General features: G+C 32.9%; 22 protein-coding genes and 1 other RNA gene. 9 read left to right on the top strand and 14 right to left on the bottom strand.

All coding sequences use genetic code 11. From position 1 onward, the window contains the following. Positions 1-75 precede the first annotated feature (75 nt). Positions 76-822, top strand: a complete 747-nt coding sequence (locus RM542_RS08900) for a DUF6503 family protein (RefSeq protein WP_311385391.1) — start codon at positions 76-78, stop codon at positions 820-822. Here RM542_RS08900 and RM542_RS08895 read toward each other — a convergent pair. After that, complete coding sequence (locus tag RM542_RS08895) at positions 819-1,370, bottom strand: phosphoglycerate mutase family protein (protein ID WP_311385390.1); 552 nt, start codon at positions 1,368-1,370, stop codon at positions 819-821. The two genes, RM542_RS08900 and RM542_RS08895, sit on opposite strands and share 4 nt — an antisense overlap. A 58-nt stretch (positions 1,371-1,428) precedes the next feature. Here RM542_RS08895 and RM542_RS08890 point away from each other — a divergent pair, with 58 nt between their 5' ends. Beyond that, entirely contained in the window at positions 1,429-2,850 is a 1,422-nt protein-coding gene (locus tag RM542_RS08890) for a PorP/SprF family type IX secretion system membrane protein (RefSeq protein ID WP_311385389.1), read from the top strand. Here RM542_RS08890 and RM542_RS08885 read toward each other — a convergent pair whose 3' ends face one another. Beyond that, the gene (locus tag RM542_RS08885; protein ID WP_311385388.1) at positions 2,851-3,447 is read right to left on the bottom strand and encodes a TetR/AcrR family transcriptional regulator; all 597 of its coding nucleotides are present in this window, start codon (positions 3,445-3,447) and stop codon (positions 2,851-2,853) included. A gap of 113 nt (positions 3,448-3,560) precedes the next feature. Further along, positions 3,561-6,161, bottom strand: a complete 2,601-nt coding sequence (gene clpB / locus RM542_RS08880) for an ATP-dependent chaperone ClpB (protein ID WP_311385387.1) — start codon at positions 6,159-6,161, stop codon at positions 3,561-3,563. A 144-nt stretch (positions 6,162-6,305) separates the two neighbouring features. On the opposite strand from clpB, the gene ytxJ reads away from it, so the two are divergent. Next, positions 6,306-6,698: a bacillithiol system redox-active protein YtxJ gene (ytxJ, locus tag RM542_RS08875; RefSeq protein WP_311385386.1), complete on the top strand. Its 393-nt coding sequence runs from the start codon at positions 6,306-6,308 to the stop codon at positions 6,696-6,698. A 36-nt stretch (positions 6,699-6,734) separates the two neighbouring features. Here ytxJ and RM542_RS08870 read toward each other — a convergent pair whose 3' ends face one another. Beyond that, positions 6,735-7,919 (bottom strand): hypothetical protein, encoded by a 1,185-nt coding sequence (locus RM542_RS08870; protein WP_311385385.1) that lies wholly within the window; start codon positions 7,917-7,919, stop codon positions 6,735-6,737. Between the two features lie 235 nt (positions 7,920-8,154). Here RM542_RS08870 and glyA point away from each other — a divergent pair, with 235 nt between their 5' ends. Then, the gene (glyA, locus tag RM542_RS08865; protein WP_311385384.1) at positions 8,155-9,426 is read left to right on the top strand and encodes a serine hydroxymethyltransferase; all 1,272 of its coding nucleotides are present in this window, start codon (positions 8,155-8,157) and stop codon (positions 9,424-9,426) included. A gap of 13 nt (positions 9,427-9,439) precedes the next feature. On the opposite strand, the gene RM542_RS08860 is transcribed toward glyA, so the two are convergent. From RM542_RS08860 to RM542_RS08825, 7 genes are all read right to left on the bottom strand, one after another. Further along, on the bottom strand, positions 9,440-10,108 hold the full coding sequence (locus tag RM542_RS08860) for a hypothetical protein (protein ID WP_311385383.1): 669 nt from the start codon (positions 10,106-10,108) through the stop codon (positions 9,440-9,442). 194 nt (positions 10,109-10,302) lie between these two features. Beyond that, the gene (locus RM542_RS08855) at positions 10,303-10,971 is read right to left on the bottom strand and encodes a histidine kinase (RefSeq protein WP_311385382.1); all 669 of its coding nucleotides are present in this window, start codon (positions 10,969-10,971) and stop codon (positions 10,303-10,305) included. A 17-nt stretch (positions 10,972-10,988) separates the two neighbouring features. Next, positions 10,989-13,058 (bottom strand): ATP-binding protein, encoded by a 2,070-nt coding sequence (locus RM542_RS08850; protein ID WP_311385381.1) that lies wholly within the window; start codon positions 13,056-13,058, stop codon positions 10,989-10,991. A 101-nt stretch (positions 13,059-13,159) separates the two neighbouring features. Beyond that, positions 13,160-13,303 carry a hypothetical protein gene (locus RM542_RS08845; protein WP_311385380.1) on the bottom strand — a complete coding sequence of 48 codons (144 nt, stop codon included), beginning with the start codon at positions 13,301-13,303 and terminating at the stop codon, positions 13,160-13,162. Between the two features lie 151 nt (positions 13,304-13,454). Next, the gene (locus RM542_RS08840; RefSeq protein ID WP_311385379.1) at positions 13,455-14,222 is read right to left on the bottom strand and encodes a LytTR family transcriptional regulator DNA-binding domain-containing protein; all 768 of its coding nucleotides are present in this window, start codon (positions 14,220-14,222) and stop codon (positions 13,455-13,457) included. Between the two features lie 1,624 nt (positions 14,223-15,846). Continuing rightward, positions 15,847-16,239 carry an acyl-CoA thioesterase gene (locus RM542_RS08830; RefSeq protein ID WP_311385377.1) on the bottom strand — a complete coding sequence of 131 codons (393 nt, stop codon included), beginning with the start codon at positions 16,237-16,239 and terminating at the stop codon, positions 15,847-15,849. Positions 16,240-16,241: 2 nt separating this feature from the next. Beyond that, on the bottom strand, positions 16,242-17,285 hold the full coding sequence (locus tag RM542_RS08825) for a glutaminyl-peptide cyclotransferase (protein WP_311385376.1): 1,044 nt from the start codon (positions 17,283-17,285) through the stop codon (positions 16,242-16,244). 88 nt (positions 17,286-17,373) lie between these two features. Here RM542_RS08825 and ffs point away from each other — a divergent pair. The 3 genes from ffs to fsa all read left to right on the top strand — a co-directional run bounded on the left by ffs (position 17,374) and on the right by fsa (position 19,032). Then, positions 17,374-17,472: signal recognition particle sRNA small type (gene ffs / locus RM542_RS08820), an RNA gene on the top strand. 56 nt (positions 17,473-17,528) lie between these two features. Further along, positions 17,529-18,335, top strand: coding sequence for an SDR family oxidoreductase (locus RM542_RS08815; protein ID WP_311385375.1), 807 nt, complete (start codon positions 17,529-17,531; stop codon positions 18,333-18,335). A 40-nt stretch (positions 18,336-18,375) separates the two neighbouring features. Then, complete coding sequence (gene fsa, locus RM542_RS08810) at positions 18,376-19,032, top strand: fructose-6-phosphate aldolase (RefSeq protein WP_311385374.1); 657 nt, start codon at positions 18,376-18,378, stop codon at positions 19,030-19,032. A gap of 44 nt (positions 19,033-19,076) precedes the next feature. Here fsa and RM542_RS08805 read toward each other — a convergent pair whose 3' ends face one another. Then, positions 19,077-20,492, bottom strand: coding sequence for a transaldolase (locus tag RM542_RS08805; RefSeq protein ID WP_311385373.1), 1,416 nt, complete (start codon positions 20,490-20,492; stop codon positions 19,077-19,079). Between the two features lie 161 nt (positions 20,493-20,653). Here RM542_RS08805 and RM542_RS08800 point away from each other — a divergent pair, with 161 nt between their 5' ends. Further along, positions 20,654-22,282: an ATP-binding cassette domain-containing protein gene (locus RM542_RS08800; protein WP_311385372.1), complete on the top strand. Its 1,629-nt coding sequence runs from the start codon at positions 20,654-20,656 to the stop codon at positions 22,280-22,282. Here the strand turns inward: RM542_RS08800 and RM542_RS08795 are convergent, their stop codons facing one another. Continuing rightward, on the bottom strand, positions 22,283-23,002 hold the full coding sequence (locus tag RM542_RS08795) for a hypothetical protein (protein WP_311385371.1): 720 nt from the start codon (positions 23,000-23,002) through the stop codon (positions 22,283-22,285). A 222-nt stretch (positions 23,003-23,224) separates the two neighbouring features. Between RM542_RS08795 and RM542_RS08790 the strand changes: the two genes are divergently transcribed. Then, a complete protein-coding gene (locus tag RM542_RS08790; protein WP_311385370.1) occupies positions 23,225-23,791 on the top strand; it encodes a fasciclin domain-containing protein in 567 nt (188 codons plus the stop codon). A gap of 4 nt (positions 23,792-23,795) precedes the next feature. Here RM542_RS08790 and pheT read toward each other — a convergent pair whose 3' ends face one another. Beyond that, a complete protein-coding gene (pheT, locus tag RM542_RS08785; protein ID WP_311385369.1) occupies positions 23,796-26,222 on the bottom strand; it encodes a phenylalanine--tRNA ligase subunit beta in 2,427 nt (808 codons plus the stop codon). Between the last annotated feature and the right edge of the window lie 59 nt (positions 26,223-26,281).

The following is a 26,281-nucleotide window of genomic DNA, read 5'->3' as shown; positions in this document are numbered from 1 at the left end:
GAGTGCAAAAATAAGTTTAATTGCTAAAAATGTAATGATTTATAGCTTTTTACGATTATGGTTAAAACTATTATAATGAAAAAGACATTCTTGATTCTTTTAATACTATTGGTGAGCTCATGTAAAAAAGCGAATAAGAAAGAATTAGATGCACAGCAGATTATTGATAAAACTATTGAAGTTAGTGGAGGTATCCATTATAAGAATAGTACTGTTTCGTTTGACTTTAGAGATATACATTACATTTCCGACCAAATTGATGGAAAAAAATTATTAAAGAGGATTACTACCACGGACTCTTTGGTAATCACTGATATTAAAGCGCATAATAGTTTTCAACGTTTTTTTAATGATAGTTTATTAATTCTTTCAGATTCTATTTCAAATAGATATGCTAATTCCGTTAATTCTGTTCACTATTTTGCACGTTTACCATATGGCTTAAATGATTCGGCAGTCAATAAGGAACTAATAGGTGAGGTGATGATAAATGGTAACAATTATTATAAAATAAAGGTTACATTCAATCAGAATGATGGGGGTGAAGATTTTGATGATGTATACATATATTGGGTAAATAAGATTACCTTAAAACCTGATTTTCTAGCCTATGAATTTCATGTTGATGGTGGAGGAATTCGTTTCAGAGAAGCTTATAATGAAAGGTATATCAACAAAATTAGATTTGTGGATTACAAAAACTACAAGGCCAATAACAAGGTTGTTGATATTTTTGAAATAGACAGTTTGTTCAATACTGAATCATTAGAATTGCTTTCAAAAATTGAATTGAAAAATATACGAGTTGAAGCTTTGAACTAGTTTATTTTTAATCGAATGTCTGTGGCAGTACTATCGATTATTCTTACAATAAATAAGCTGGCGTTATCATCTTCTTCCATTCCTTCATATTTTTCATAACCTAAAAGCTGATTTGTCAAATTTGGAGTTGTATTACTATGACCTACTATTAAAACACTTTTGCCTTCATTGTCCGCCATTAGGGCTTGAATATCAATGTCTCTTGGGTCATAATATTGTACATCTATATTCTTTTTAACAGATGTGGGCGCAGCTGTCATTAGGGTTCGTTCGTAATTGGTAGAATAAATTGCGTCTAAAGAAATAGGATCAAATACTTCAGCCCATCTGATAGCGCGATCAAGCCCATCCTGAATTAATTCAGGATCTACATTGTTGGGGTTACTAGTGTCTTTTTCTGCATGCCTAATTAAATAAAAAGTAGATACTATTGGTTCTTTACTAATTTCTTTATCTTTAGCCTCTTGTTTACAGCTTAAAAATCCCACTAGAAGTAGTAAACAACTCAAATATTTTACGTAATTTATTTTTGCTGAAGGGCTATTCATAGTCATATTTAAAAAATTGAATTAAGTTAAAAATAGCACTAAATTTTCAATTAGTTCCATGGGTAGGTTTCTCAAAATCGTAATCATCTTTCTTTTCACTATTTATTCTTTTGCACAAGAAAGTAGTTTACCTGAAGACTTAAGACAGCATAACTTGACTCAATTCAATTCGAGTTTGTTCAATCCTACATTCTCTTTTGATAGAAATCAGCCTAGATCTTTATCATTATGGTCGCGTTGGCAATGGCAAACTGTGGATGCAGACCCCACCACACTATTCGTTAATTATACTCAAAAAATTGACGCCCAATCTTCAGCAGGGATTGGTTTTTTTCAACATAACACGGGTTTATTTTTAAATACTGGAGGTATTTTAAACTATGCTTATGCTATTTCACTTGGAGAGGAGTCCAATTTAATTTTTGGAACAAATATTAATTTCTACAATCAAAAGTTAGCGGATGATCGTTTAATTAACGGTGATCAAGTAGATATTGCCCAGCTTTCCACAGAAAATAGTTTTATTGCAGAATTTGCCCCTGGTCTTCGAATTCAGGTTAAAGATTTTGATATGGCCATGACTATTGAAAATGCATTAGACTATAATTTTTCAGATAACGAAAGGGGTGAGACATCAAGAATTTTTTCTGCTTCTATAGGTAATAGATTTCCTATTTTTTTGCTTGACGAGGTAAGTTATTTGAGACCCTTGGCTTATGTTAGAGCCGTACCAAATGAAGATACTCAATACGGTCTAACCGCTTTATTCTCTAACCCTAAATTTTGGGTTCAAGGCGGGTATAATAGTTTTTATGGAGTTTCTGGTGGGGCAGGGGCTACACTTTTTGAAAAATTTTCAATCGGAGCCCTCGTTGAATTCGGATTAGATAATACGATTAGCGCTGAGGACCCCACGTTTGAAATTGTTGCTTCATATTATTTTGGAAAACAGACTTTTGCCGCAAAGGAGAAAAAAGAAAAGAAATCTGTTGAGGAACGTATGGATGAAGTTGAAGAGCGCAGAAGACTCGCACAAGAGGAACGTGAGCGTCAACGTTTAGAAAAAGAAAGACTAATAGCTGAGGCTAGGCAAGATTCGCTAAATAAAGCTCGAAAGATTGAACTTGCGGCGGTTAAAGAACAAAATCGACTAGATAGTATTGCTCGAGTTCAAAGAGAACAAGAGGTTGAAATACAACCTAACGAAAAATATGAAGAAGTAGTAACCTCAGACGGCCTTGAACCCGGCTTTTATTTAATTGCAAATGTCTTTGGTACTCAAAAATATTTTGAAAACTTCATGACTACTTTGCAAGCACAAGGTTTAAAACCTAAATCATTCTTAAGAAGTTTAAATGGATACAATTATGTCTACTTAGAAAGATTTGATACTATAGAAGAAGCTCGAGCAGCTAGAGATAGCAATTTTAATGGAAGATACAATGAAGCACTTTGGATTTTTAGAGTAAGAGGAGAATAATTATTTTTTTATTTCACGGTCTATGAGTTGCTCTAAATAGGCCATAGTATTCATTAAGTATTTTCTGTCACGAGTCATTGTTCCCATAGCAACAGCACCTTGTAAAATAGTATATAACTGTTTTGCGAATTGTAGTGGCGGAACAGCTATTTTTAGTTCATTTGAATTAATTCCGTTTTCTATAACCAGTGCAATTTTCCCTTCAATTTCCTTTATAGTCTCTTTGTTGGCTGCTGCTAATAAAGTATTATTATGCTGGGCATCAACCCCTATATTTAAAATTGGACAACCACCCATGGAAAGAGTAAAAACATCATATTGTCTATAAAAACTAATTAGAGAATGAATTTTGTCTAAGGCATTGCCCTTTATAGCCAAAAGCTCTTCAATTTTTAGAAGTAGAATATTTCTGTTGTGCTCAAAAGAAGCCAAGGCCAAAGCTTCTTTATTTTCAAAATTACCGTAAATAGCCCCTTTTGTTAGGCCGGTCGCTTCAGTCAGGTGGCTCATACTTGTGCCCACATAGCCATGTTTGTTAAAAATTGGAGCAACTGTTTCTACGATATATTTAGTAGTTCTTTCGGCTTTGGTAGACATAATAGTTCAGATTGGATACAGCTAATATAGAAAAAAATTATACTGTATGGTATATCTAAAAAAAAGAGGCATTAATTATAATCACCTCTTTTTCTACTCGTTATTTATTGATTTTATTCTGACATTTCTTTCTGATTTCGAAAGACTAATGCTTCATCAAAGGAATCTAATAATATGATACTTTCATTTTTTATATTACCAGATAAAAGTTCTTTTGATAATTTATTTAGCACCTCTTTTTGAATGATACGTTTAATCGGTCTAGCTCCGTATTGAGGGTCATAGCCCTTATAAGCTAGATGATTAATAGCCTCTTCCGTGGCGTCTAATGTTATGTGCTGGTTCAGTAATAACTTTTTAAGTTGTTCAAGTTGTAATTGAACAATCTCCTTGATATTGGACTTGTCCAGCGGTGTAAACATAATGATGTCATCAATTCTATTCACAAACTCTGGACGAACCATTTTTTTCAATAATGTCATGACTTCACTTTTAGCCGTTTCAGTCGCTGACTCCAAATTTGAGTTTTTTTCAAACTGATCTTGAATAACATGACTGCCCATATTACTTGTCATAATAATAATCGAGTTTTTAAAATCAGCTATTCTTCCTTTGTTGTCTGTAAGCCTTCCTTCATCTAATACTTGTAATAGAATATTAAAGGTATCTGGGTGAGCTTTTTCAATTTCGTCCAACAAAATTACAGAATATGGTCTACGACGTACAGCTTCTGTTAATTGCCCGCCCTCATCATAACCAACGTATCCAGGGGGTGCTCCTACTAATCTACTTACTGAATGTCGTTCTTGATATTCACTCATATCAATTCTGGTCATAGCATTTTCATCATCAAACAAATACGCCGCTAAGGTTTTTGCAAGTTCTGTTTTACCTACTCCGGTTGTGCCCAAGAATAAAAATGAACCAATGGGTTTTTTAGAATCTTGTAGACCAGTTCTACTTCTTCTAATAGCATCAGAAACAGCTTCAATAGCTTCTTCTTGACCAACTACCCTTTTATGTAAAACTTCCTCCAATTGTAATAATTTTTGACGCTCACTTTGGAGCATTTTGGTTACCGGTATTCCCGTCCATTTGGCTACAACTTCTGCAATATCTTCATTAGTTACTTCTTCTTTAATTAGAGTCGTTGTCTTTTGTTGCTCCTGAAGTTCTTTGTTTAAAACTTCAAGGGACTCTTGAGCATCTTTAATTTTTCCATATCGTAATTCGGCTACTTTCCCGTAGTCACCGTTACGTTCGGCCTTTTCAGCTTCAAGTCTGTAATTTTCAATATCTTGTTTAGTTTTTTGAATATTGTCAACTACTGATTTTTCACTTTCCCATTTGGCAAATATTTCATTACGCTCTTCCTTAATATTCGCCAGTTCAAGATTTAAAGTCTTTACCTTTTGAGTATCATTCTCACGTTTTATGGCTTCAATTTCAATTTCTAACTGCATTATTTTTCTGTCTAAAACATCTAATTCTTCAGGTTTAGAATTGATTTCCATACGTAACTTTGAAGCAGCCTCGTCAATTAAGTCTATGGCTTTATCTGGTAAAAACCTATTAGTAATGTAGCGTTGTGAAAGCTCAACGGCTGAAATAATTGCTTCATCCTTTATTCTCACTTTATGGTGAGCCTCATACTTATCTTTGATACCTCGAAGTATTGAAATAGCACTCTCGGTATCAGGCTCATCTACAATCACTTTCTGAAAGCGCCTCTCTAGGGCTTTATCTTTTTCAAAGTACTTTTGATACTCATCTAGCGTAGTGGCGCCTATCGCTCTTAGTTCACCACGCGCCAACGCAGGTTTAAGTATGTTGGCCGCATCCATTGCGCCCTGTCCACCACCCGCACCAACGAGCGTATGAATTTCATCAATAAACAAAACAATATCTCCATCGGAAGAGGTTACCTCTTTAATAACAGCTTTAAGCCGCTCTTCAAATTCTCCTTTGTATTTAGCACCTGCAATTAAGGCTCCCATATCTAATGAGTATATGATTTTCTCTTTCAGATTTTCGGGGATATCTCCTTGAACTATTCGATGCGCTAAACCCTCAGCAATAGCCGTTTTACCGACGCCTGGCTCTCCTACTAACATGGGGTTGTTTTTGGTTCTACGAGATAGAATCTGTAGAATCCTTCTAATTTCTTCATCACGACCAATGACAGGGTCTAACTTTCCAGAATCTGCTAAATCATTTAGATTTTTTGCATACTTCCCTAATGAGTTATAAGTTTCTTCGACACTTTGCGAAGTGACCTTATTTCCTTTTCTAAGCTCTTCAATCGCGGTCTGTAAATCTTTTTCAGTAACACTATTATCTTTTAAAATTTGAGCAATCTTGCTGTTAGATTTTAAAATTGCTAGTAATAAATGTTCTATGGAAACAAATTCGTCTCCCATTTTCTTTGCAAATGTATTTGCTTCAGTCAATGTTTTTGAAGCCTCTCTGGAGAGCATAATATCTGTGCCTGATACTTTTGAAAAACTTAGCAGCTCATTATCTAAAACTTTATTTAGTAATTGAGTGTTTACATTGAGCTTTTTTAAAAGAAATGGAAGAACGTTTTCATCAACCTCGTTAATGGCCTTAAAAAGATGCTCATTTTCAATTTGTTGATGGCCATAACCATGCGCAATTTGTTGCGCCTGTTGAAGGGCTTCTTGTGATTTTATAGTAAAATTATTAAAGTTCATTTCAATTATTTTAAATGTTATTTTCAATAATCTTACCAGATAATTGAATCAGTCAAAATGTCGCTAAAGGGCTGATTTTTAAAGACATTTCGTCAGTTTTGTAAGTATTGAGGAATTGTTCGACATATCCCGTAAATTTGTACTATGGGAATATTTAATGATTTATTCGGGAAGAGCTCAGAAATGAAAAAAGAGAAGAAAAGTCTCCCTTGGATTCCTTTAAACTCTGTAGAACAGCTTAAAGAAATAGAACAGAAATCTGCAACGAAAACTCAGGTTATATTTAAACATTCCACTTCATGTGGTATCAGTAGAATGGTACTTAATATGTTTACAGATAAATATGATATAGCTAGTAATCAAATGGATATCTATTTTTTGGACTTGCTTGCAAATCGAGATGTATCAAATGAAACAGGGATTCACTTTCAGGTTCTTCACCAATCACCTCAATTATTAATTATAAAAAATGGTGTTACGGTATTTCACACCTCACATGGAGCAATTTCTGAAGTACAATTAGAACAATATATATAAAAAAAAGCCCAGATAATATCTGGGCTTTTTCCTATTTTAATTGAAGTTATTCCTTCGCACAATATCTTTTAATCGGGCTTTTAAATCTTCACCAGCATCATAAACCATTTGTTCATTGGATGGGAATGGAACGGCTGCCAAATCCAACAATGCAACTAGACTATTATCTAATGCTCTTCTATCTCCTTGGTAATTGGCATAGATATGTTCAAATATAAACTCACTTGATAAAGGATATGAATTAACAACTTGCCCACTCTGTAAATCTTTAAAATTGACTTTGGCCCCAATTTGAGCTGTCTTCAATTGTGTAAATCTGTAAAAATCACAAGTTACTTTTTTGAATTTATCAACTTTAATATCGTTACCTAAACTATCTTTCGCGACATTTCCATTATCATCAAGTACATACTCAAAACCATCTTTGATTAATTTTTCTTTGATTATTTGAGTTTCATTTACTTGTTCAGGTGAAATATTGATTTGATTAAAATCAAGTTCAAGAGCATAATCGTATGCTACATTTTCCATTGGACTGGAATGAAAAGTTGCCCAAAAGTTATTAATACCATAAGTATTAAAATCTAATAGTTCTTCTTCTAATCTCTTTGGAATTATTTGTTCTGTATCGTTTGTGACTTCCACCTTCACATAATCTAGGCCTTTTTGATAGGCTTCATCCATTTTCTTGGCTGTATCAAAATACCCAGGATTAATATCATTAAGGTATTTTAATTCGTCATAGGCTTGTCTATAATCTAACTTGTTGGAAGCATTCTCAAGTAAATCTGTTGCATTGGCATATAAATATTCTGATAAGGAAGATTTTGTATTTAAAATCTTGGTATCATAATTATTCATCTTAAAATTAGCTTCTCTATTTTCTTCATAAATAGGTAAAGGCAGTAAAGAACCGATTCTACCTTGAATATCTTTTAATTGTAGATAGCCATTATACACTTTTTCAAGATTAGCAGGATTGCCTTCTTTTTCTAAAAAAGTAATTTTTTCAAGTTCCCTTGTGGTATTCTTATCAAATGCCTCTTCTAGCATTAGAACAAATTTTTGATTTCCCTTTTTTGTTTTATTGTTTTTAAGCTCTTTAAGGGCTTTATTTATGGCAGTGGTATAATTACCGCTATTAATAGCCTCTTGAGTTTTCTTGGCACCACCGCAGGCTGCCAGTACAAATGCAATACTAATAAGTAATAATTTTTTCATGGCTTTTGATTTTATGGTTTTATAGTAGGTTTTCAATTGCCGTGCCAAAAACCTTATTTTGATTAACGAAAAAGAATAAAAACTAGTATAAATGTTCTTAATTAATTGATTTATAGTGACTTTGCTAGGTTTTTTAATTGTTGATTTTTATTTAATAAAATGACCGAATAATGTATTTATAAGTATATAATTGCGCTTTTCAATTTGTATTTTTGCGTCTTAATTTATAGTGAAAATGCAAAGAGATACGCTAATTTTTGACCTTATTCAAAAAGAAAAACAACGACAGACAGAAGGTATTGAACTAATTGCTTCTGAGAATTTTACTAGTCCACAAGTAATGGAAGCTGCTGGTTCTGTTCTTACTAATAAATATGCTGAAGGTTATCCTGGTAAAAGATATTATGGTGGGTGCGAAGTCGTTGATGAAGTTGAGCAACTTGCTATTGATAGAGCCAAAGAATTATTTGGAGCAGCCTATGCTAATGTACAACCCCATTCTGGTTCACAAGCTAATGCATCTGTTTATCATGCATGTCTTAAGCCTGGTGATACGATTTTGGGTTTTGATTTGGCTCATGGAGGTCATTTAACACATGGTTCACCAGTCAATTTTTCTGGTAGGTTGTATAATCCTGTGTTTTATGGAGTTGATGAAGAAACAGGAACTTTGAATTATGATAAAATTCAAGAAATAGCAGAAAAGGAGCAACCCAAATTAATCATTGCAGGTGCATCAGCTTATTCTCGCGATATGGATTTTAAAAGATTTAGAGAAATAGCGGATAGTGTTAATGCTCTTTTATTGGCAGATATTTCACATCCATCTGGTTTGATCGCTAAAGGTATTTTAAATGACCCTATACCGCATTGCCATATAGTAACAACCACAACTCATAAAACATTGCGAGGGCCGCGTGGTGGCTTGATACTTATGGGAGAGAATTTTGAGAACCCTTTCGGGATTCGATTAAAAAATGGTAAGCTAAGAAAAATGTCTGCTTTGTTAGATTTAGCTGTTTTTCCTGGTAACCAAGGTGGACCTTTAGAACACATTATAGCGGCTAAAGCGGTTGCCTTTGGTGAGGCACTGTCAGACGACTTTTTACATTATATGATTCAAGTAAAGAAAAATGCAGCTGCAATGGCAAAAGCATTTATGGATAAAGATTATAAAGTAATCTCTGGTGGCACCGATAATCATATGATGCTTATAGACCTTAGAAATAAAAATATTACAGGAAAAGATGCCGAGAAGGTTCTTGAAATGGCAGATATCACCGCTAACAAAAACATGGTGCCATTTGATACGCAATCTCCGTTTATAACTTCCGGTATTCGTTTTGGCACGCCAGCTATCACAACAAGAGGTCTTGTTGAGTCAGATATGTCAGTTATTGTTGATTATATTGATGAAATTATAATGAACTCAGAAAACGAGAGTACTATTACAAAAGTGAAGGAAAAAGTAAATGTATTAATGGGGGAACGGCCGTTATTTAACTAAAAGGCTTCTTTACTTATTGATTTAAAAGGAAAAAATCACTTTCATCAATTATTGTTTTGTTCTTAAGATCATAAATTGATGAATCTGGTGAAGATTCAAAATAGAGTCCCCAGAAATCAAAATAGTCCGTTTTAGATTTTTTAGTGCTTTTTACGTCTTGAAGTGCACTTGGTTCATTTTCTTGTTCTTCAAAAACTGGAACAAAAATTTCATAAGGCATTTCTGATAGACCCTTTGTAAAATGGACAAAATTTTCACTAATAGAGCATAAAATGGTACCCAATTCATCAGGAATACTATTTGTAAATATTTTGGTCACAATAATGGAAGTATCTTTTAAATTGATAGTAAGCTCAGCAATATCAATGTTAACCTGATTCTCTTCAGATAAATTAAAAAGGGCGGTTTGAAAAGGCGACGCTTCAGACTGATTTGCTTTTGAAGTATAAAAACTACCCCAATTTCCATTATTAAGATAAAATAGACTTTCAGTTAGACTAAAGTTGCAATTAAGTTCAACTATTAAATCAACTTGTTCATTCTCAAGTGTAATTTCTTGGATGGTTGCGTCGGCAAAAAAATCACGCTCCAAATGATTTTTAAAAGTACGAAGTCCAAGTAAACCATTTAGCTCTTTTCGTTGCTGAAATGGATGTTGATTGTTTTGGTTTTGGTCTGACATAAAATGGTTCTAAACATTAGTTACTCGAAGTTAGAATGAAAATGAACCAAATCATTGCATGAAAACCATAAAAAAACTGGGGTTTATCTTGTTTTTAATCATAATTATGTTAAAATTATGTTAAAATCAAAATTCTTCTTGAAATGTCATTAAAATAAGGTGAATTGTATAATAGCAAGATTGAAATGTACCTACTAAATAAAGCCTCTGTTTTTTGCAGCAACAATTAGCGCTAAATCGTTCTCTTTTTCAGTTCCGAAAAGAGACTTTAAATGTCTTTTTCTATTTTCAATAGATGAAGACGAAAGTTCAATATGTTGCTCTAAATCTTTTGTTTTTGTTCCTATAGATAAATGATATAATATTTTTTTATCATTAGAATCGAGTGTAATATCACTGGACATTTTCTTACGAATCGCTCCTAATGCTTTTGACGAATAATAGGGCGGTTCAAAAAGGACGGTTTTTACAGCTTGCTCTAATGATTTAGGATCTATATCTGTTTTTACCATATAACCATCAGGATCAACTGATTTTAGAATGCTATTAATCCTATAGTTGTCACTAAATGACGACATAAATATGATTTTAGACTCTGGAACCATTTTACGGGCTAATATTCCTAAATCTTCTCCATTATGCGGCTGTTCTTCATTTGGTGGAAATAATTGAACATCTAAAAAAATAATATCGTACTTAAAAGAATGTAAAGAGTCTTCTATCTTCTGTTTGCCCGCGTCAAAAGAATTGGCGGTGTCCACTATGATATTATAGTCATCAAAAACAATACGTTCAAGAATAAATTTATAACCCAGCATGGTCATTTCATGATCATCTACTGCTAAAATCCGAAGGGTTTTCATAAAATACTGTTTTAAAATTATAATACTTCTTCAATTGCTTTACCAGTGATAAATGGTTTCAGATTTTTTTTAATATTTGAATCCAAAGGAAAAGTCATTAACACTTTTGTGTATTTGCTAGTTTTACTGTCAATTTTTAGTAACCCTTTCATTTTTTTAACACGAGAAATTATATTCTTTAATCCAATTCCTTTTTTTGCCTTAGTATTGTCAAATCCAATACCATCATCAATGATATTTAAATTTAACACTTTTTCTGAGGTTTCAAAACTTACAGTTATGTTTTTACACTTTGAATGCTTGATACAATTTTGTAGGCACTCTTGAATAATTCTATAAATATTAATTTTCATTTCACCATTCAAACTATCCCAATTGTAGTCTTTCGTGTAGTGAAGATGAATTCCAATATTAGTTGAATCTTTAGTTTTATTAATTAAATCTTGAATTGAAACCATAAAATTGTGCACCTTTTCATAAGCCGATGCATTCAATTCATGTGATATTGTTCTAACCTCTTCTTCTAGCTCTTGTAATTTCTGTATGAGTTCAGCTCGCTGCTCAATGGCGTCTTGGTCAGAACGTTCATTAAGTCCGCTTAAAATTAGTCGTATACCTAACATTTGACCAAGTATACCGTCATGTAACTCTTCAGAAATACGTTTCTTTTCAGATTTTTTGCCTTCTTCTAACTTGCCGTGTTGTGACAACATCAAGTTGTAAATTTCTTGATTACTATTTTGTTGCTTTTGCTTGAATTTTAGTTTCTGATTATTAATTTGTTGCGATATAATAGTAAATATACCGAGACCAAGGACCAATAGTATAAGGGCTGCACCGGCATACAGTTCTTTTTGCTTTGCTAATTCTTCATTTTCTTCGAGAATATCATCAGTTTCCATACGAATTCGAGCAAATTTATCTTGTATGATGCGCTCTTTTTGTAGTAACTCATTATTTAATGCTATATGAGATAATGCATATTGGGCACTATTTTTTTTATCCAAAGTAATAAGCTCTTTGTATATTTTTAATAACCGGTCATAATTTTTGGTTTTCTCGGCTATTTGTTGTCCAATTTTTATTTGTTGAATGGCTTCTAGAGTATCTCCTTTTTTAGCCAATACTTGACCAAGAAAGTACTGATTTCGAGCTTTGATATATTCATTGTTAATACTATCAAGTATTTTGTTTGATTTGATTAGTGCAGTTTCAAAATCTTCAATATTTAGTGCTCCACCTTTTAAACCACTATGTGCCCAACTCCCAAGAACTCTAGCGTAAAGTGTAGGATATTTTTTTAATAGTTTTTCCTTGGTTAGGAGGTTTTCAAACATCGAATATGCTTTTTCGTAGGAATGACTTTTTAAATAAACAGCATATATATTATTTTCATTAGATAGGTACGCCCTTTCTTGGCCGGATTTATCCTTTCGATATGGAATATATTCTTTGGCTTTTTTATAATACTCAATAGCCTTGTCGAATTTATTCAAGGCTCCTTGAGAAATAGCCAAACCATTGTATGCTCCATAAAGCTTATCTTTTCTACTTGATTTTTCAAGTGACTGGATAGCTTTGGTATGACTAATTTCGGCCCCTACATAATCTTTAATGTTGTCCTGTAAATTTCCAATCTGCACTAAAAGCTGCCCAGGATAATAATTATTGGAACTATCTAATTCCATCGAACTAAAAACACCAAAAGCTTCCTGGTAATGGTAAAAGGCGCTATCTGGTACTTTTGTTTTGAAAAAGTCGGCCAAATCCCAATGGGCAAAGGCATGTACTTTATTTTCACCTAGTTCTGTGGCTAAAAGAATAACCTTCTTGTTATACTTTCTAAATAAGCTAGAATCTCTGGTTTTTAAGGCAGTAGTCGAAATTTTATCTAGCGAATCGGGATTTGATTTTGACAATGCTCGTAAGGCTCTTTCAAGATAAAGGTCTTTTTGTTCTGCGGTTAGGTTATGATTAGTCTTAACATTTTCAAGCCAAATAGTAGTGCTGTCTATGGGGTCTGTATTTTGGAAGCCAAAACCTTTAAAAAAAATCAAATTCAATAAAAGGACAACCCCAAACCTCATAAATGTAGTTTACACGCTTTTGTAACGTTTTACCTACAGACAAGATACAAAAAAACCCCAAATGTTAACATTTGGGGTTTTAGAGTTTTTTAAAGAGAAATTTAATCTCTACTACCAGGTTCATTGTCTTCGTCATCTGTTGCGTTTACAAACAATTCTTCTTGATCTGCAGTACTTTCAGTTTCGCATGAAACAAAACCCAATGTCATTACAGCTATGGCTACTATACTTAATACTTTTTTCATGATGTTCAATTTTTAGATTATGTGATTTGATTTAAATTCTTTATTGTTACTGCAATGTAAAGAGAGCCTTTAAGGATGATGGTTCAATTTTTAAAAGAAAAGTAACCGAAAGAGAAGTATTAGTAATTGACCTAATTTTATTAGAATTAGCTTATTTGATAATGTCTATTGCGTTTTTAGAAAGAAGAGTTTTTAAACTATCAATACGTTCTTTGTATGATTTTGAAAACGGTAACTGATTTTCAATATTTTTGATAGTACAGGTGCTTTTACCAAAGTTTATTCTTGAAACGTATTTTATATTAAGAATATAGCTTTGATGTATACGTATAAAATTTTCTGGCAAAGTTGCTTCAAAAGCCTTTAAGGTTTTAAAAGCACTTATTTTAGTACCATCTTTCATGAAAAAATCTGTAGCATTATTATCTGCTTTTAAATACAGAATTTCATTGGTGTCTATATAATGATAGTCACGGTAAGTTTTTAAACATAAAGTTGTTGGAACAGTTTCTTTAGGTACTTGTTTTCTAAGTTTTAAAATTGTCTTTCTAATTTCAAACTCGTTGTTGGGTAACAACCAATAATCAAAGAATCCACTTTTAAGTGCAGTATAGGCGTGAGACTTTGTAGATGACACCCCTACCAATAAAGGAGTTTTTTGAAGATATTGATACATTTCATTCACCATCTGAAAACACTCATTGGCATTTTCATGAAGTCTTATAATAACAAGGTCAGGTAAAAACTTTAGTATTTGATTTAATCCGTCGGTTGTATTTGAAGCCGTACCTGAGCAAATGAAATCGGGATATTCATGCAGTTGTGCCTGCAGCTGAAGACTAGCTGTAGCATTTGCATCAATAATTGTATATGTGTAATCCATACCCCCGAATAGATTAAAACCAAGATACAATTGCATTTTTAATCTATGTTGCGTTTTAACCTTAAAAAAACTAGGGGTTCTGTCTAAATTGACTTGAAATGATTGATTTATTGGGGTGTTATGAACTCATAGGCTCCTAAATCTGGTGTCGTTACTCTAGAATTACCTAAAATATCAATGGGTGCTGAGAGCGCTGTATCCAAATCTCCTAGATCTAGTATTTGAGAAGATATCAAGGGAAAGAAAAAATTATTTCGCGCATCTTCAAAATCCGTATTAGAATTTAAAATGATATTTTGATAACTGGTTAGATTGTCAAAGTCAAATAAAGGGTTTTGAACAAAATCATTATTAATATCATTGAATTGAATGGAACAGTTCAAAAAACTAAATTGAAAGCTATTCAATTCATTTGTAGCGAGCAGTAGTTCTATATTTCTATTTCCGTCAATAATGCAGTTGGAAAACGTAGCTTGTTCTAAATCTGCGCTTAATAAGGAACCGTCATTTAAATTGACAAAATTATCTATAAATAGGGCAGGGGCATTTCTAAAACCATTTACCCAATAATTGGCTATTGTACAATGCTTAAAATCATAGTTACCACCAAGATTACAGTACAATGAGGTTGACCCAGAACCGCCAAAAACTGAATTCTCAGCAGTGATTCTAGCTGTTCGTCCCCATAAATTACTAGTGTTATTGTTGTATAGTTGGCTGTTATTTATGGCTAGTGTTGTGTTATTGTCTTCTGGTAAGCCATCTACTAATAAACCTACAGTGCCATTCTTTAATGTCAAGTGTTCAATTTGATTATTACTGCTTCCTGCGGTTATCCAAATAGTTCCCCACTGTCCAGGCACATCGGCAAATTCAGGCTCTAAACGGTCGCCTTCAAAAATCACTTCATTTTCTAATAAGGTTTGGTTTTCACTTAATGATCCATTAATTTCAATACTTGCGTTTGGACTCACTAAAATTCCTGAATCTTTATGAAAATGTACCCTAGTACCTTCAGAAATAATTAATCTTTGTCCTTCCGGAACAGCCGCATAGCCATAAATAACATAAGGTTTTTCATTATTAAAATTAAGCTCGTCTTCTTCTAAAAAAAATCCCTCTATTCTTATTTCGTTTTGCTCTTCATCTAAACCCAATAATAATGTTTCTTTTAAACCATTGTCAAGTCTTTGCGGATATAGAAAAATAGCATCCCTAACAAGCGTAACTAATTCAACTGATTTAGTTTCATTAGTGTTTTCAAATGTTATGGCATCAGTATATAAAAATTCATTCTGGCCTTGGTCTTCAATAGACTCAGTGGTTTCAATAAATATAAACAAGCTATCTTTTGCCAAAAGACTAATGTTATTAAACTCTTTACCCGCTATACCATCAACATTCAACCGATAGTTGCTTTCTTGTCCATTTCTTAACCCAATAAACGGTATAGATACATCTTCATTTTCTTTATTGTAAACTTTTAGGGTATAAGTACTACTACCGATATTACTAAAAATAGTATCTAAAAAAACAGTGTCTTTTGAAAATTCCAAATTTCCTGAAGACGTTTTAAAATCAAAGTCTTTTCGGCAAGAAGATAAGCCTACAATAATGCAAAGAGCAGCTAATATTTTGAATATTTTATTATTACCTATCACTAATTCAAGAATAAGTTATTAACCTTTTCAGGTATTCTTACTGGCCTCAAATTGGATGGGTTAATAAGGCACCATTCTGTCTCAGAAGTTACTACTAGTTTATTTGTTAGATTATTTTTAATACGGACTTGTCTAGTTGAAATTGCTCCTTTAGAGCTTGCAATATTGGTCTCTAATAATAAATTATCATTGATTTGAGCAGAACTATGATAGGTAATTATATGTTTTCTTACCACCCAAATAAATTCTTTTTGAAGATGTTTATCAGCTTTTAACTTCCAGTGTTCTTTGGATATTTGTTGAATCCAATCTAAATATCTGACATTGTTAACATGATGTAAATCATCCAAATCATCATCAGTCACCTTTATATTTATGGAGTATTTTGACATCCTTATTTCTTTAGAATTTCTACTTCAAATAGTTTATTCCAATTTTTACCCGTGACAAAGAAGGTTTTCTTTTCAGGGTGATAAGCAACACCATTTAGTACAGAGTTTTGCTCATCCCATTCTTCTCCCTTATCTGAAAGTTTTTTAAGTCCTCCAAAATTTATTACACCTTCTATTGCACCAGATTGAGCATCAATTATCATCATACTTTCCTTGCCATAAACGTTGGCATATATTTTTCCATCAACATATTCAAGCTCATTTGCACGATTAAAAATAGACTTATTGGTAACGATTTCTAGATGACCGGTTTCGACCAAAGTTTCTGGTTCTAAATACCAAATTTTTTCAGTCCCATCACTTTTAAAAATTTTTGTCCCGTCATTACATAGTCCCCAGCCTTCTTTACTTTTTCCATAAGTGAAACTTTCAGTTTTTTCAAAATTCTCTAAGTCATAAACATAACCAAAACCACTCTGCCAGGTAAGTTGATATATTTTATCGTTCATGATCGTAATTCCCTCTCCAAAAACTGAATTATCTAGATTAATATTTTTTAAGACTTCTCCGGTTTCATAATTAACCTTACGTAGTGTAGATTTCCCTTTCTTACCAGTACTTTCATATAAAACACCACCACTAAATTCTAAACCCTGTGTATAGGCCTTAGGGTCATGCGGATATGTATTTAAAATTTTATAGGTATAAATTTCTGGAGGTTTATCTGCTAAGACTTTTATCGTCTTAAACACTTCGACTTTGATGTCGTCATAAGTAATTTTAGCTACCAATTTTTTACTTCCTAAACTTTCAATATTTAGCGTAATTTTCCCATCATTTACAGGTAGTGCTATACCGTCAATACTATATTCAATAGCACCTATGGTTTCTTCTTTTTTATTGTCTATGGCAATACCTATAGTCTGATTTTTTTGAAACTGATTTTTATTACCTTCTAGCTGAATCGCAAAGAGCTCTTCGGGTTTTGAATTATTACCACAGGCCTCAACTAAAACTAGGGCTAGTATTAACAAATAAGTTTTCATTTTTTGCATAGCTTTTTTTACCAATTACAATACCAAATTAAGAATGTAAACCGATTGCAACAAATTTAAAAGGTCGTATATTTGCCTTTGGCAAGTCCTACACGACCAGCTCCTGCAAAATCCCCCAGGGTGGGAACGCAGCAAGGGTATGCGGTCGTAGCGGTGCGATGTAGGTAGCTTGCCTTTTTTTGTACCTAAAAGTGAAGGTTGATTCTTTTACTTTTTAATTGTTTTTTAAGAACTATGAGTAACAAAGTTGTCTTAATAACGGGAGGATCTTCAGGTATTGGTAAAGCGATAGGTATATTTTTAAAGCAAAAAGGATTTATTGTTTACGGAACAACAAGAAGCCTAGACAAGTATTCTGATTTTAAAGATTTTTCTCTTTTAGAGCTTGACGTGAAGAAGGAAGAAACCATAAAAAAAGCCATAAGTGACATTATTGAAAAAGAAGGTAAGCTTGATATCTTGATTAATAATGCTGGTGTTGGTATTACTGGGCCAATTGAAGAAACTCCAATCTACGAAATTGAAAAGGCTTTCGATACAAATTTTAATGGTCCTATTCGAATGCTTCAAGCTGTTCTTCCCGAAATGCGTAAACAAAATTCTGGGCTTGTAATTAACATCACATCAATTGCAGGTTATATGGGTTTGCCTTATCGAGGAATTTACTCAGCTACAAAAGGTGCTTTGGAACTTGTAACCGAAGCTTTAAGGATGGAAGCCAAAGAATTTGGCGTTCACATTACTAATCTTGCTCCAGGTGATTTCGCTACTAATATTGCTGCTGGTCGTTTTCATTCACCTGTAGACGATAATTCGCCATATAAGGCTTATGGACGTACTCTAGAATTAATTAACGATGATGTAAGTAATGCAAGTAATCCTATTAAAGTAGCTGAAAAAGTACTAAAAATTATAAATACGGTAAACCCAAAAGGCCATTATAAGGTTGGGAGTTTTATGCAAAAGTTTTCGTTGATTTTGAAGAGAGTATTACCCGATAAAGTATATGAAAGACTACTTTTGAATCATTATAAATTGTAGTTTTATAACACATTAAGAACATTAAAAAGAGAAACGTACTATGAAGTTTTTTATTGATACTGCCAACTTAGAACAAATTAAAGAAGCTGAAGCATTAGGAGTTTTGGATGGTGTAACTACTAATCCGTCTTTAATGGCTAAAGAAGGTATTACGGGACAAGAGAATATTCTCAAACATTACGTTGATATCTGTACTATTGTTGAAGGTGATGTTTCTGCTGAAGTGGTTTCAACAGATTTTGACGGAATGGTGAAAGAAGGTGAGGCTTTAGCCAAACTTCATGAGCAGATTGTTGTAAAAATACCTATGATTAAAGAAGGTGTTAAAGCTTTGAAGTACTTTTCGGATAAAGGTATTAGAACCAATTGTACACTTGTTTTTTCAGCTGGACAGGCATTATTGGCTGCTAAAGCTGGGGCTACCTATGTTTCTCCTTTTCTTGGTAGATTGGATGATATTTCAACGGATGGTTTAAATCTTATCTCAGAAATAAGATTAATTTATGATAATTACGCTTTTGACACTCAAATACTTGCAGCATCAATTCGTCATACCATGCATGTTATAGATTGTGCTAAACTTGGAGCTGATGTCATGACAGGACCACTTTCATCTATTGAGGGCTTATTGAAACATCCACTAACGGATATTGGTTTAGCTAAGTTTTTAGCTGATTATAAGAAAGGAAATTCTTAGAAAACAAAAGAAAAGATTCTGAAGTAATAATAAATGCCGTGGTTTTATTTAGAGACCATGGCATTTTTATTTGGACTAAAAGACTTGTAGAGATGAGCAAAAGCATCTTCAATTCGTCCATCTTTTGTAATTACACATTTATTCAATCCATCAACAATCAATGATTCTTGAATATTCTGAAAATCACTACCCCAATATTGATTGGCTAAATCTAGCTCATAATCCTTTATCATTGCTAACCATTGTGATTTACCTGTTTTCAAGTTAATGCCTACATAGTTATATTCTGGGTGACTTTGCTGTAGTCTTTTAACATGTTTGATGACGTTTTTAAAATGCCTTTTTTGTGTGGCTGTCCAAAAATAGAAAACGGTATTTTCTATTTCAGCTATTTCCTTCAATGACATTTCTTCACCATTACTGTTCTCTATTAATAGTTCAGGAACTTGTTGGTTGGCTTGTAAGTTTTGGATGCCTTGATAAAGACTTGTAATTTCTTCCTTGTGATATGGGTTTTCAGAAAGATTTTTAAAATCACTAATAAAAGTATCACAGTCCTGAGATACCTCATGAACCTTTAGAAGATAATCCATAGTAACGTTTCTAAATAGATTGTCGCGCAAGTTCTTTTCTTGAACCATACTATCTATCAAAATCATTTTATGGCGATTTAAATGTAGATGATTCTTTTTTGCCAAATGAGAATCCATTCCGCATTTTTTCATGCAGGTCATATATGATAGATTTCCAAAATGATGAATCATAAAATCATAATATGGTCTAAAATAAACCATATCCTTATTGTTAATATCTAAATTATTTCGATAATCATAAAATGATACATCTAACTTGTGAAAGGCATCTTCACCAGTTTTCTTTTTATGATAAAAAGGGTATTTTTCTTTGTATAAATAACTATTATAATCTATTGAAGCTTTAGCCATTGCAAAAGCTTTATCAGAAAGCCCTTCTTCTAAACTCAAGGTATTAAGTTCAACTAGTTTTTGATTTCTTAAAGAATCTATTTTAACACTGAAAGTTTCTGGAGCAAGCTTGTAATAAGAATTAATTAAATGCTCTTCGTCTTCATAATTCAAAAACATTTCAATCATGAAATTATTGACATCTTCATTAGACCCTGAAAATACTAATGACTCATCAAATGCCATAGTATTCAATCGAATCAGGATACTATCGCCTTGTTCTAAATATATATATTGCAATTCAGGTGCGTGGTCAAAATGGTGCAAGCCTTCTTCCACATTTTCAATTGTAAATGAAAAAAGATTGTCTTTATCTAATTTTGCAGAATCAACAACTACTTCATTTTTATAAAGAACAATATAATCACTTGTTGGATTTACAATCTCGCCAGCAAAGTATACAACTTCAGGTGTTCTAGATTGTTCAGCACAACCTATAAAAATTACAGTAATGTATAAAAGTAAAATTTTATGCATAAACCAATTTAGTCTAACAAAATTAAGAATCGATTAAAACCTTGGCTGTTAATGGCTAGTTAAATGTTGTGAAAGACTTTGTATACCTGTTTATTGCTAGTGTTCTTGTTGGGAACAGCTGTAATTTTTAGCTACTTTTGCAAAAAAATTAATTACATACTATGCTTTCAGTATCAAATCTATCAGTTCAGTTTGGAAAAAGAGTTTTGTTTGATGAGGTCAATGTGGCCTTTACTGACGGCAATTGTTATGGCATTATTGGCGCTAATGGCGCAGGTAAATCTACTTTCTTAAAGATATTAGCAAAAAAACAAGATCCAACTTCAGGTCATGTTCATTTAGAGCCTGGTAAGCGTATGTCAATATTAGAGCAGAATCATAATGAATATGATGATTATTCGGCCTTAGAATCAGTTGTTATGGGTAACAAACCTCTATTTCAAATCAAACAACAAATTGATGCGCTATATGCTGATTATACTGATGCTAATGCAGAGAAAATAGGAGAGCTTCAGGTACAATTTGAAGAGATGAATGGCTGGAATGCTGATAGTGATGCAGCAGCTCTTTTATCAAACTTGGGTGTTGCGGAGGCTTTTCATTATACAGCAATGGCTGATTTAGACTCAAAACTTAAAGTAAGGGTATTATTAGCGCAAGCTTTGTTCGGTAATCCTGATGTTCTAATTATGGATGAGCCAACGAATGATTTAGATTATGAAACCATCAATTGGTTAGAACATTTTCTTGCCAATTATGAAAATACCGTGATAGTGGTTTCTCACGATAGACACTTTTTAGATGCAGTATGCACACATATTGCAGATATTGATTTTGGCAAAATGAATTTGTACTCTGGTAACTATTCCTTTTGGTATGAAAGTAGTCAATTAGCGCTCCGTCAAAGAGCACAACAAAACAAAAAGGCTGAAGAGAAAGCAAAAGAACTTCAGGAGTTCATCATGCGTTTTAGTGCAAATGTTGCGAAAAGTAAACAAGCGACCTCACGTAAAAAAATGCTTGATAAGCTTAAAATAGATGATATAAAACCATCTAGTAGAAGATATCCTGCTATTATTTTTGATAGGGAAAGAGAAGCGGGTGATCAGATATTGAATATTGATAAATTATCCGCTCATTCAGAAGATGGTGATCTTCTTTTTGATAATGTAGCTATCAATCTTGCGAAAGGTGACAAAGTGGCTATTATATCAAAAGATTCAAGGGCTACAACTGCTTTTTATGAAATCATTTCAGGTAATAAACCATCCAATGGTGGTTCTATTCAATGGGGAGTAACCACAAGTCAGTCATACTTGCCCGTGGATAATGATAAATACTTTGATGAAAATATGAATTTGGTTGATTGGTTGCGCCAATGGACAAAAACAGAAGAAGAACGCGAAGAGGTTTATGTAAGAGGGTTTTTAGGTAAAATGTTATTTAGTGGTGAAGAGGCACTTAAAAAGTCAACCGTACTATCTGGTGGTGAAAAAGTACGTTGTATGCTAAGTCGAATGATGTTATTACGAGCTAATGTTTTAATGTTAGATGAGCCAACAAATCACTTAGATTTAGAAAGTATAACAGCATTTAATAATTCACTAAAGAACTTTAAAGGTACGGTGCTATTGACAACTCATGACCACGAGTTTGTGCATACCGTTGCGAATAGAATTATTGAATTAACACCAAAAGGAACGATTGACCGATACCTAACTTTTGATGAGTATATGTCAGACAAATCCATCAAAGCACAACGTGAAAAAATGTATGCAATACCTGCTTAATTAAGCATTAAAGTATTTGCTGTTCCAAATCGCAGGATTGAAATTTTTGCCTAAAGCAAAGCCATAGAATATGACAACAGCAGCAATGGATTTAAACATAAAAAAGAAAATCACCCAAAATTCTGCTCCAGAGTAAGACTTTGAAAAAAGACCATTTGGCACTAGCAAGGTAATTAGGTAACTAATAACTAATGTGGTTATAGTTAAGTTTATCATGCCTTTAAATGGCCATACCAAAGCTTTACGCAATGGATGTAAATCATTACCCCATTTATGGATTAAATAATAATATCCATTGCCGATAGGGGCAAAAAGTAAAGGATCATCCTTATCTTCTAATTTAAAAAGTTTTGAAGGTGCCATAATTTTAAAACCCTCTAATTCAAGATTATGTTCTTTATCAAGGTTTTCAATTTTAGAGATGGCAGTTTTTGGTATTTGTCCTTTAAATAATCTAGTATCTAGAAAACGCAATCTGTAGTCCGTACAAATTGTTTTAATTTGGTCAATATGAAAAATTCTCGAAGTTTCTAACAAATCAATATCAAAACCATTACTTTGAACTATTGATTTCTTTTTCAATCTCTCATTAACCGATGTCTTTTCAGTAATGTGTTTTTCTAAAATTTGATGTACTTGGTCAAGAATAAATTCAGAAGTAGAATTTTTGGACTTAACCCGAGAAAGCTCACGCTCAATATTTGTTTTTTGTAAAAACATTTTTTTCTTTTTTAGCATTTTTCTCAAAGTTAATTAAATTCGATTTTTTCGTTCTTGAAGCCTTAGGCTCATTATGTTAAAAAAATGTTAAATTCTTTGAACAACAGACTCAAATATTTTGGAGTATTGTTCAAAATGTTATCTTACCCATGTTTTGAGGCCATTTATCGATGAGAACCGTAAAGTGTCCTGTATTGCTCCAAACAAACTGAATATACACTAATGAAAAGTCCCCTTTTAAAGCTATGTGTTATAGCTTTTTGTCTCTTGTCTACTATTAGTTTTGCTCAAAACCAGAGTTTAACGGCTTTGCCCTCGGTATTATATCTTGCTAAGGATAAGAATATAGTGGAAACCACTGGAGATTCTGATAACCATAAAATTTTAATGGCTGCTGTAAAAGCTACAGATTTAGAAGACGTTTTGGGTCAAAGTGGTCCTTTTACTGTTTTTGCTCCATCCGATAATGCCTTTGCTAAATTTTCAGAAGAAGAATTACAAAAGCTGTTTCTTCTAGAAAATAGAAAGGAATTAAAATCTCTATTGACTTATCACATTGTCGCAGGTAATCTTAGCGCTTCAAAAATACTAAGAGCTTTATGCAGTGGAAAAGGTAAGACCACTTTTAGAACGGTTCAGGGAACTAAAATTAACGCTAGTTTTGTCGGAACGGACATCGTATTGATGGACAGTTTTGGTAATACTGCAAAGATAACCGAAGCAGATGCTAAACAAAGTAATGGGGTAATTCATGAAATTGATAGCGTAATTCTACCTTCAAAACTTTAAGAAACTATCTTAATTGGGCTTCTAATTTGGCTTCATAAACACTCTGAAGTTTCATCATTATTTTGTCTATTTGTTTATCTGTAAGTGTCTTGCTAGAATCTTGCAATGTGTAACTTAAGGCGTACGACTTCTTGCCTTCTTTTAGTTTTTCTCCAATATAAACATCAAAAAGATTTACACTTTTTAGAAAGTTTCTTTCCGTTTGAAAGGCCAAATCGTAAACCTCTTTATAAGAGATATGCTCATCTAATAGAAGGGCTAAATCTCTATTAACTTCAGGGAATTTAGATATTTCTTTAAAAACGATATTCGATGAATTCAAAACTTTGCAAATGGCATCCCAATTAAAATCAGCATAAAATACTGAATTTTTAACATCAAATTTTTTCACTATGCTTTTATGAACTAATCCAATTTCTATTATTTTGATTTTACCAGAGAATACAGCAATCGCTTCTGAATATAGATTTGTTTTTAAAGGTTTTTCTTTAATGTTATTAACACCTAACCTATCTAAAATGGCTTTTACCATTCCCTTTAAATAAAAGAAATCTGAAGGTTGTGAATTAACCTTCCAGTTATCTTCAACTTGATTACCACAAACCAATAAGCTTAAATGAGTTTGTTCTTGAAATTCACTTTCACCTGTTTTTAAATAAGTTTTGCCGAATTCAAAGAATTTTAGATTTTGTTTTCTTCTATTCTGATTGTAAACCAAAGTTTCAAGTCCGGAAAACAGCATAGATTCTCTAAGCACAGAAAGATCAGCACTAAGCGGATTTAACATGCCTACTGAGTTGTCTAGGTTTTCTTTCAAAATACTGTTATGCTCTTTTGGAACAAGACTATTGGTCATTATCTCATAAAAACCTCTAGAAGCTAAAAGATCACCAACTTTATTTTGTAGTTTATGATTTTCAAACCTACCGGAACTTGCTACAGAAGCGGTAAATTTTTGATTAAACCCTATTTTATTGTAACCATAAACTCGAAGAATTTCTTCAATAACATCGACTTCTCTCGTTACATCGGTTCTGTATGATGGAATAGTTAATCCAAGACCAGATTCGGTAACGTTATTTAATTTAATTTCTAAAGATGCGAGAATAGATTTTATTGAATCGTGAGGTATTTCATGTCCGATCAATCTGTTGATTTTATCAAAAGTCAAAAAGACCTGAAAATCTTCTTTTTTGTTTGGATAAAGGTCAACAATATCTGAACTAATTTCACCACCAGCTATTTCTTTTATCAACAGTGCTGCTCTCATTAAAGCATATTCAGTAAGATTTATATCTATCCCTCGTTCAAAACGAAAAGAAGCATCAGTGTTCAAGCCATGTCTTTTGGCTGTTTTACGGATAGAGACTGGATTAAAATATGCGCTTTCAAGAAAAATGGCAGTTGTATGATCTGTTACTCCAGAGTAAATTCCGCCAAAAACACCTGCTATACACATCGGTTTTTCGCTATCACAAATCATTAAATCATCTTCGTGTAATTCTCTTTCCGCACCTTCTAATGTGACAAATTTTGTGCCTTTCGGAAGTGTCTTAACCTCAATTTTACTTCCTCTAATTTTAGTTGCATCAAATGCATGTAGCGGTTGTCCAAGTTCATGTAAAACATAGTTTGTAACATCTACTACATTGTTAATTGGAGCTAAACCAATTGCTTTTAATCTGTTTTTTAACCAATTTGGTGATTCCTGAACCAGAATGTTATTAATAGTTACACCACAATAACGAGGGGCTAAAGTATTGTCTTCAACGTCAACATCAATTTTCAAAGACCTACTATCAACTGAAAAATTACTAGTTGATGGTGTAATCAGTTCTAATGAAAGTTCCTGTTGCTCAAGCCCAGCTTTTAAATCACGTGCTACACCAAAATGGCTCATAGCATCTGACCTATTTGGTGTAAGCCCAATTTCAAAAACTTTATCAGTTTCAATGCTAAATACCTCATTTACTGGAGTACCTGGTTTTAAAATTTCATCTAAAATCATTATGCCGTCATGATTTTCTCCTAGGCCAAGCTCGTCTTCCGCACAAATCATTCCATGACTTTCTTCGCCTCTAATTTTGCCCTTCTTAATCTTCCAGGCCTCACCCTCATTAGTATATAATGTGGTTCCAATTGTGGCAACAGGAACTTTCTGTCCAACTCCTACATTTGGTGCTCCACAAACAATTTGAAGAGAAGTATCAAGACCAACATCTACAGTGGTCAATTTTAAGCGATCAGCATTAGGGTGCTGTACGCAAGTAAGAACTTCGCCAACAACGATTCCACTTAAACTACCTTTAACAGATTCAAAATCCATAATACCTTCAACCTCTAACCCTAAATCAGTTAAAAGTTCTCCAGTTTTTTCTGCTTCCCAATCTAGTTGTAAAAATTGTTTTAACCAGTTGTATGAAATCTTCATTGCTCAAATTTAAAGTCAGCAAAGATAAAACATTGCTAACTGACATTCAACGTGAATTA

Source organism: Croceitalea sp. P059 (assembly GCF_031846365.1).
Taxonomy (GTDB): Bacteria; Bacteroidota; Bacteroidia; order Flavobacteriales; family Flavobacteriaceae; genus Croceitalea; species Croceitalea vernalis.
This window is presented reverse-complemented; position numbering and strand designations above follow the sequence as displayed.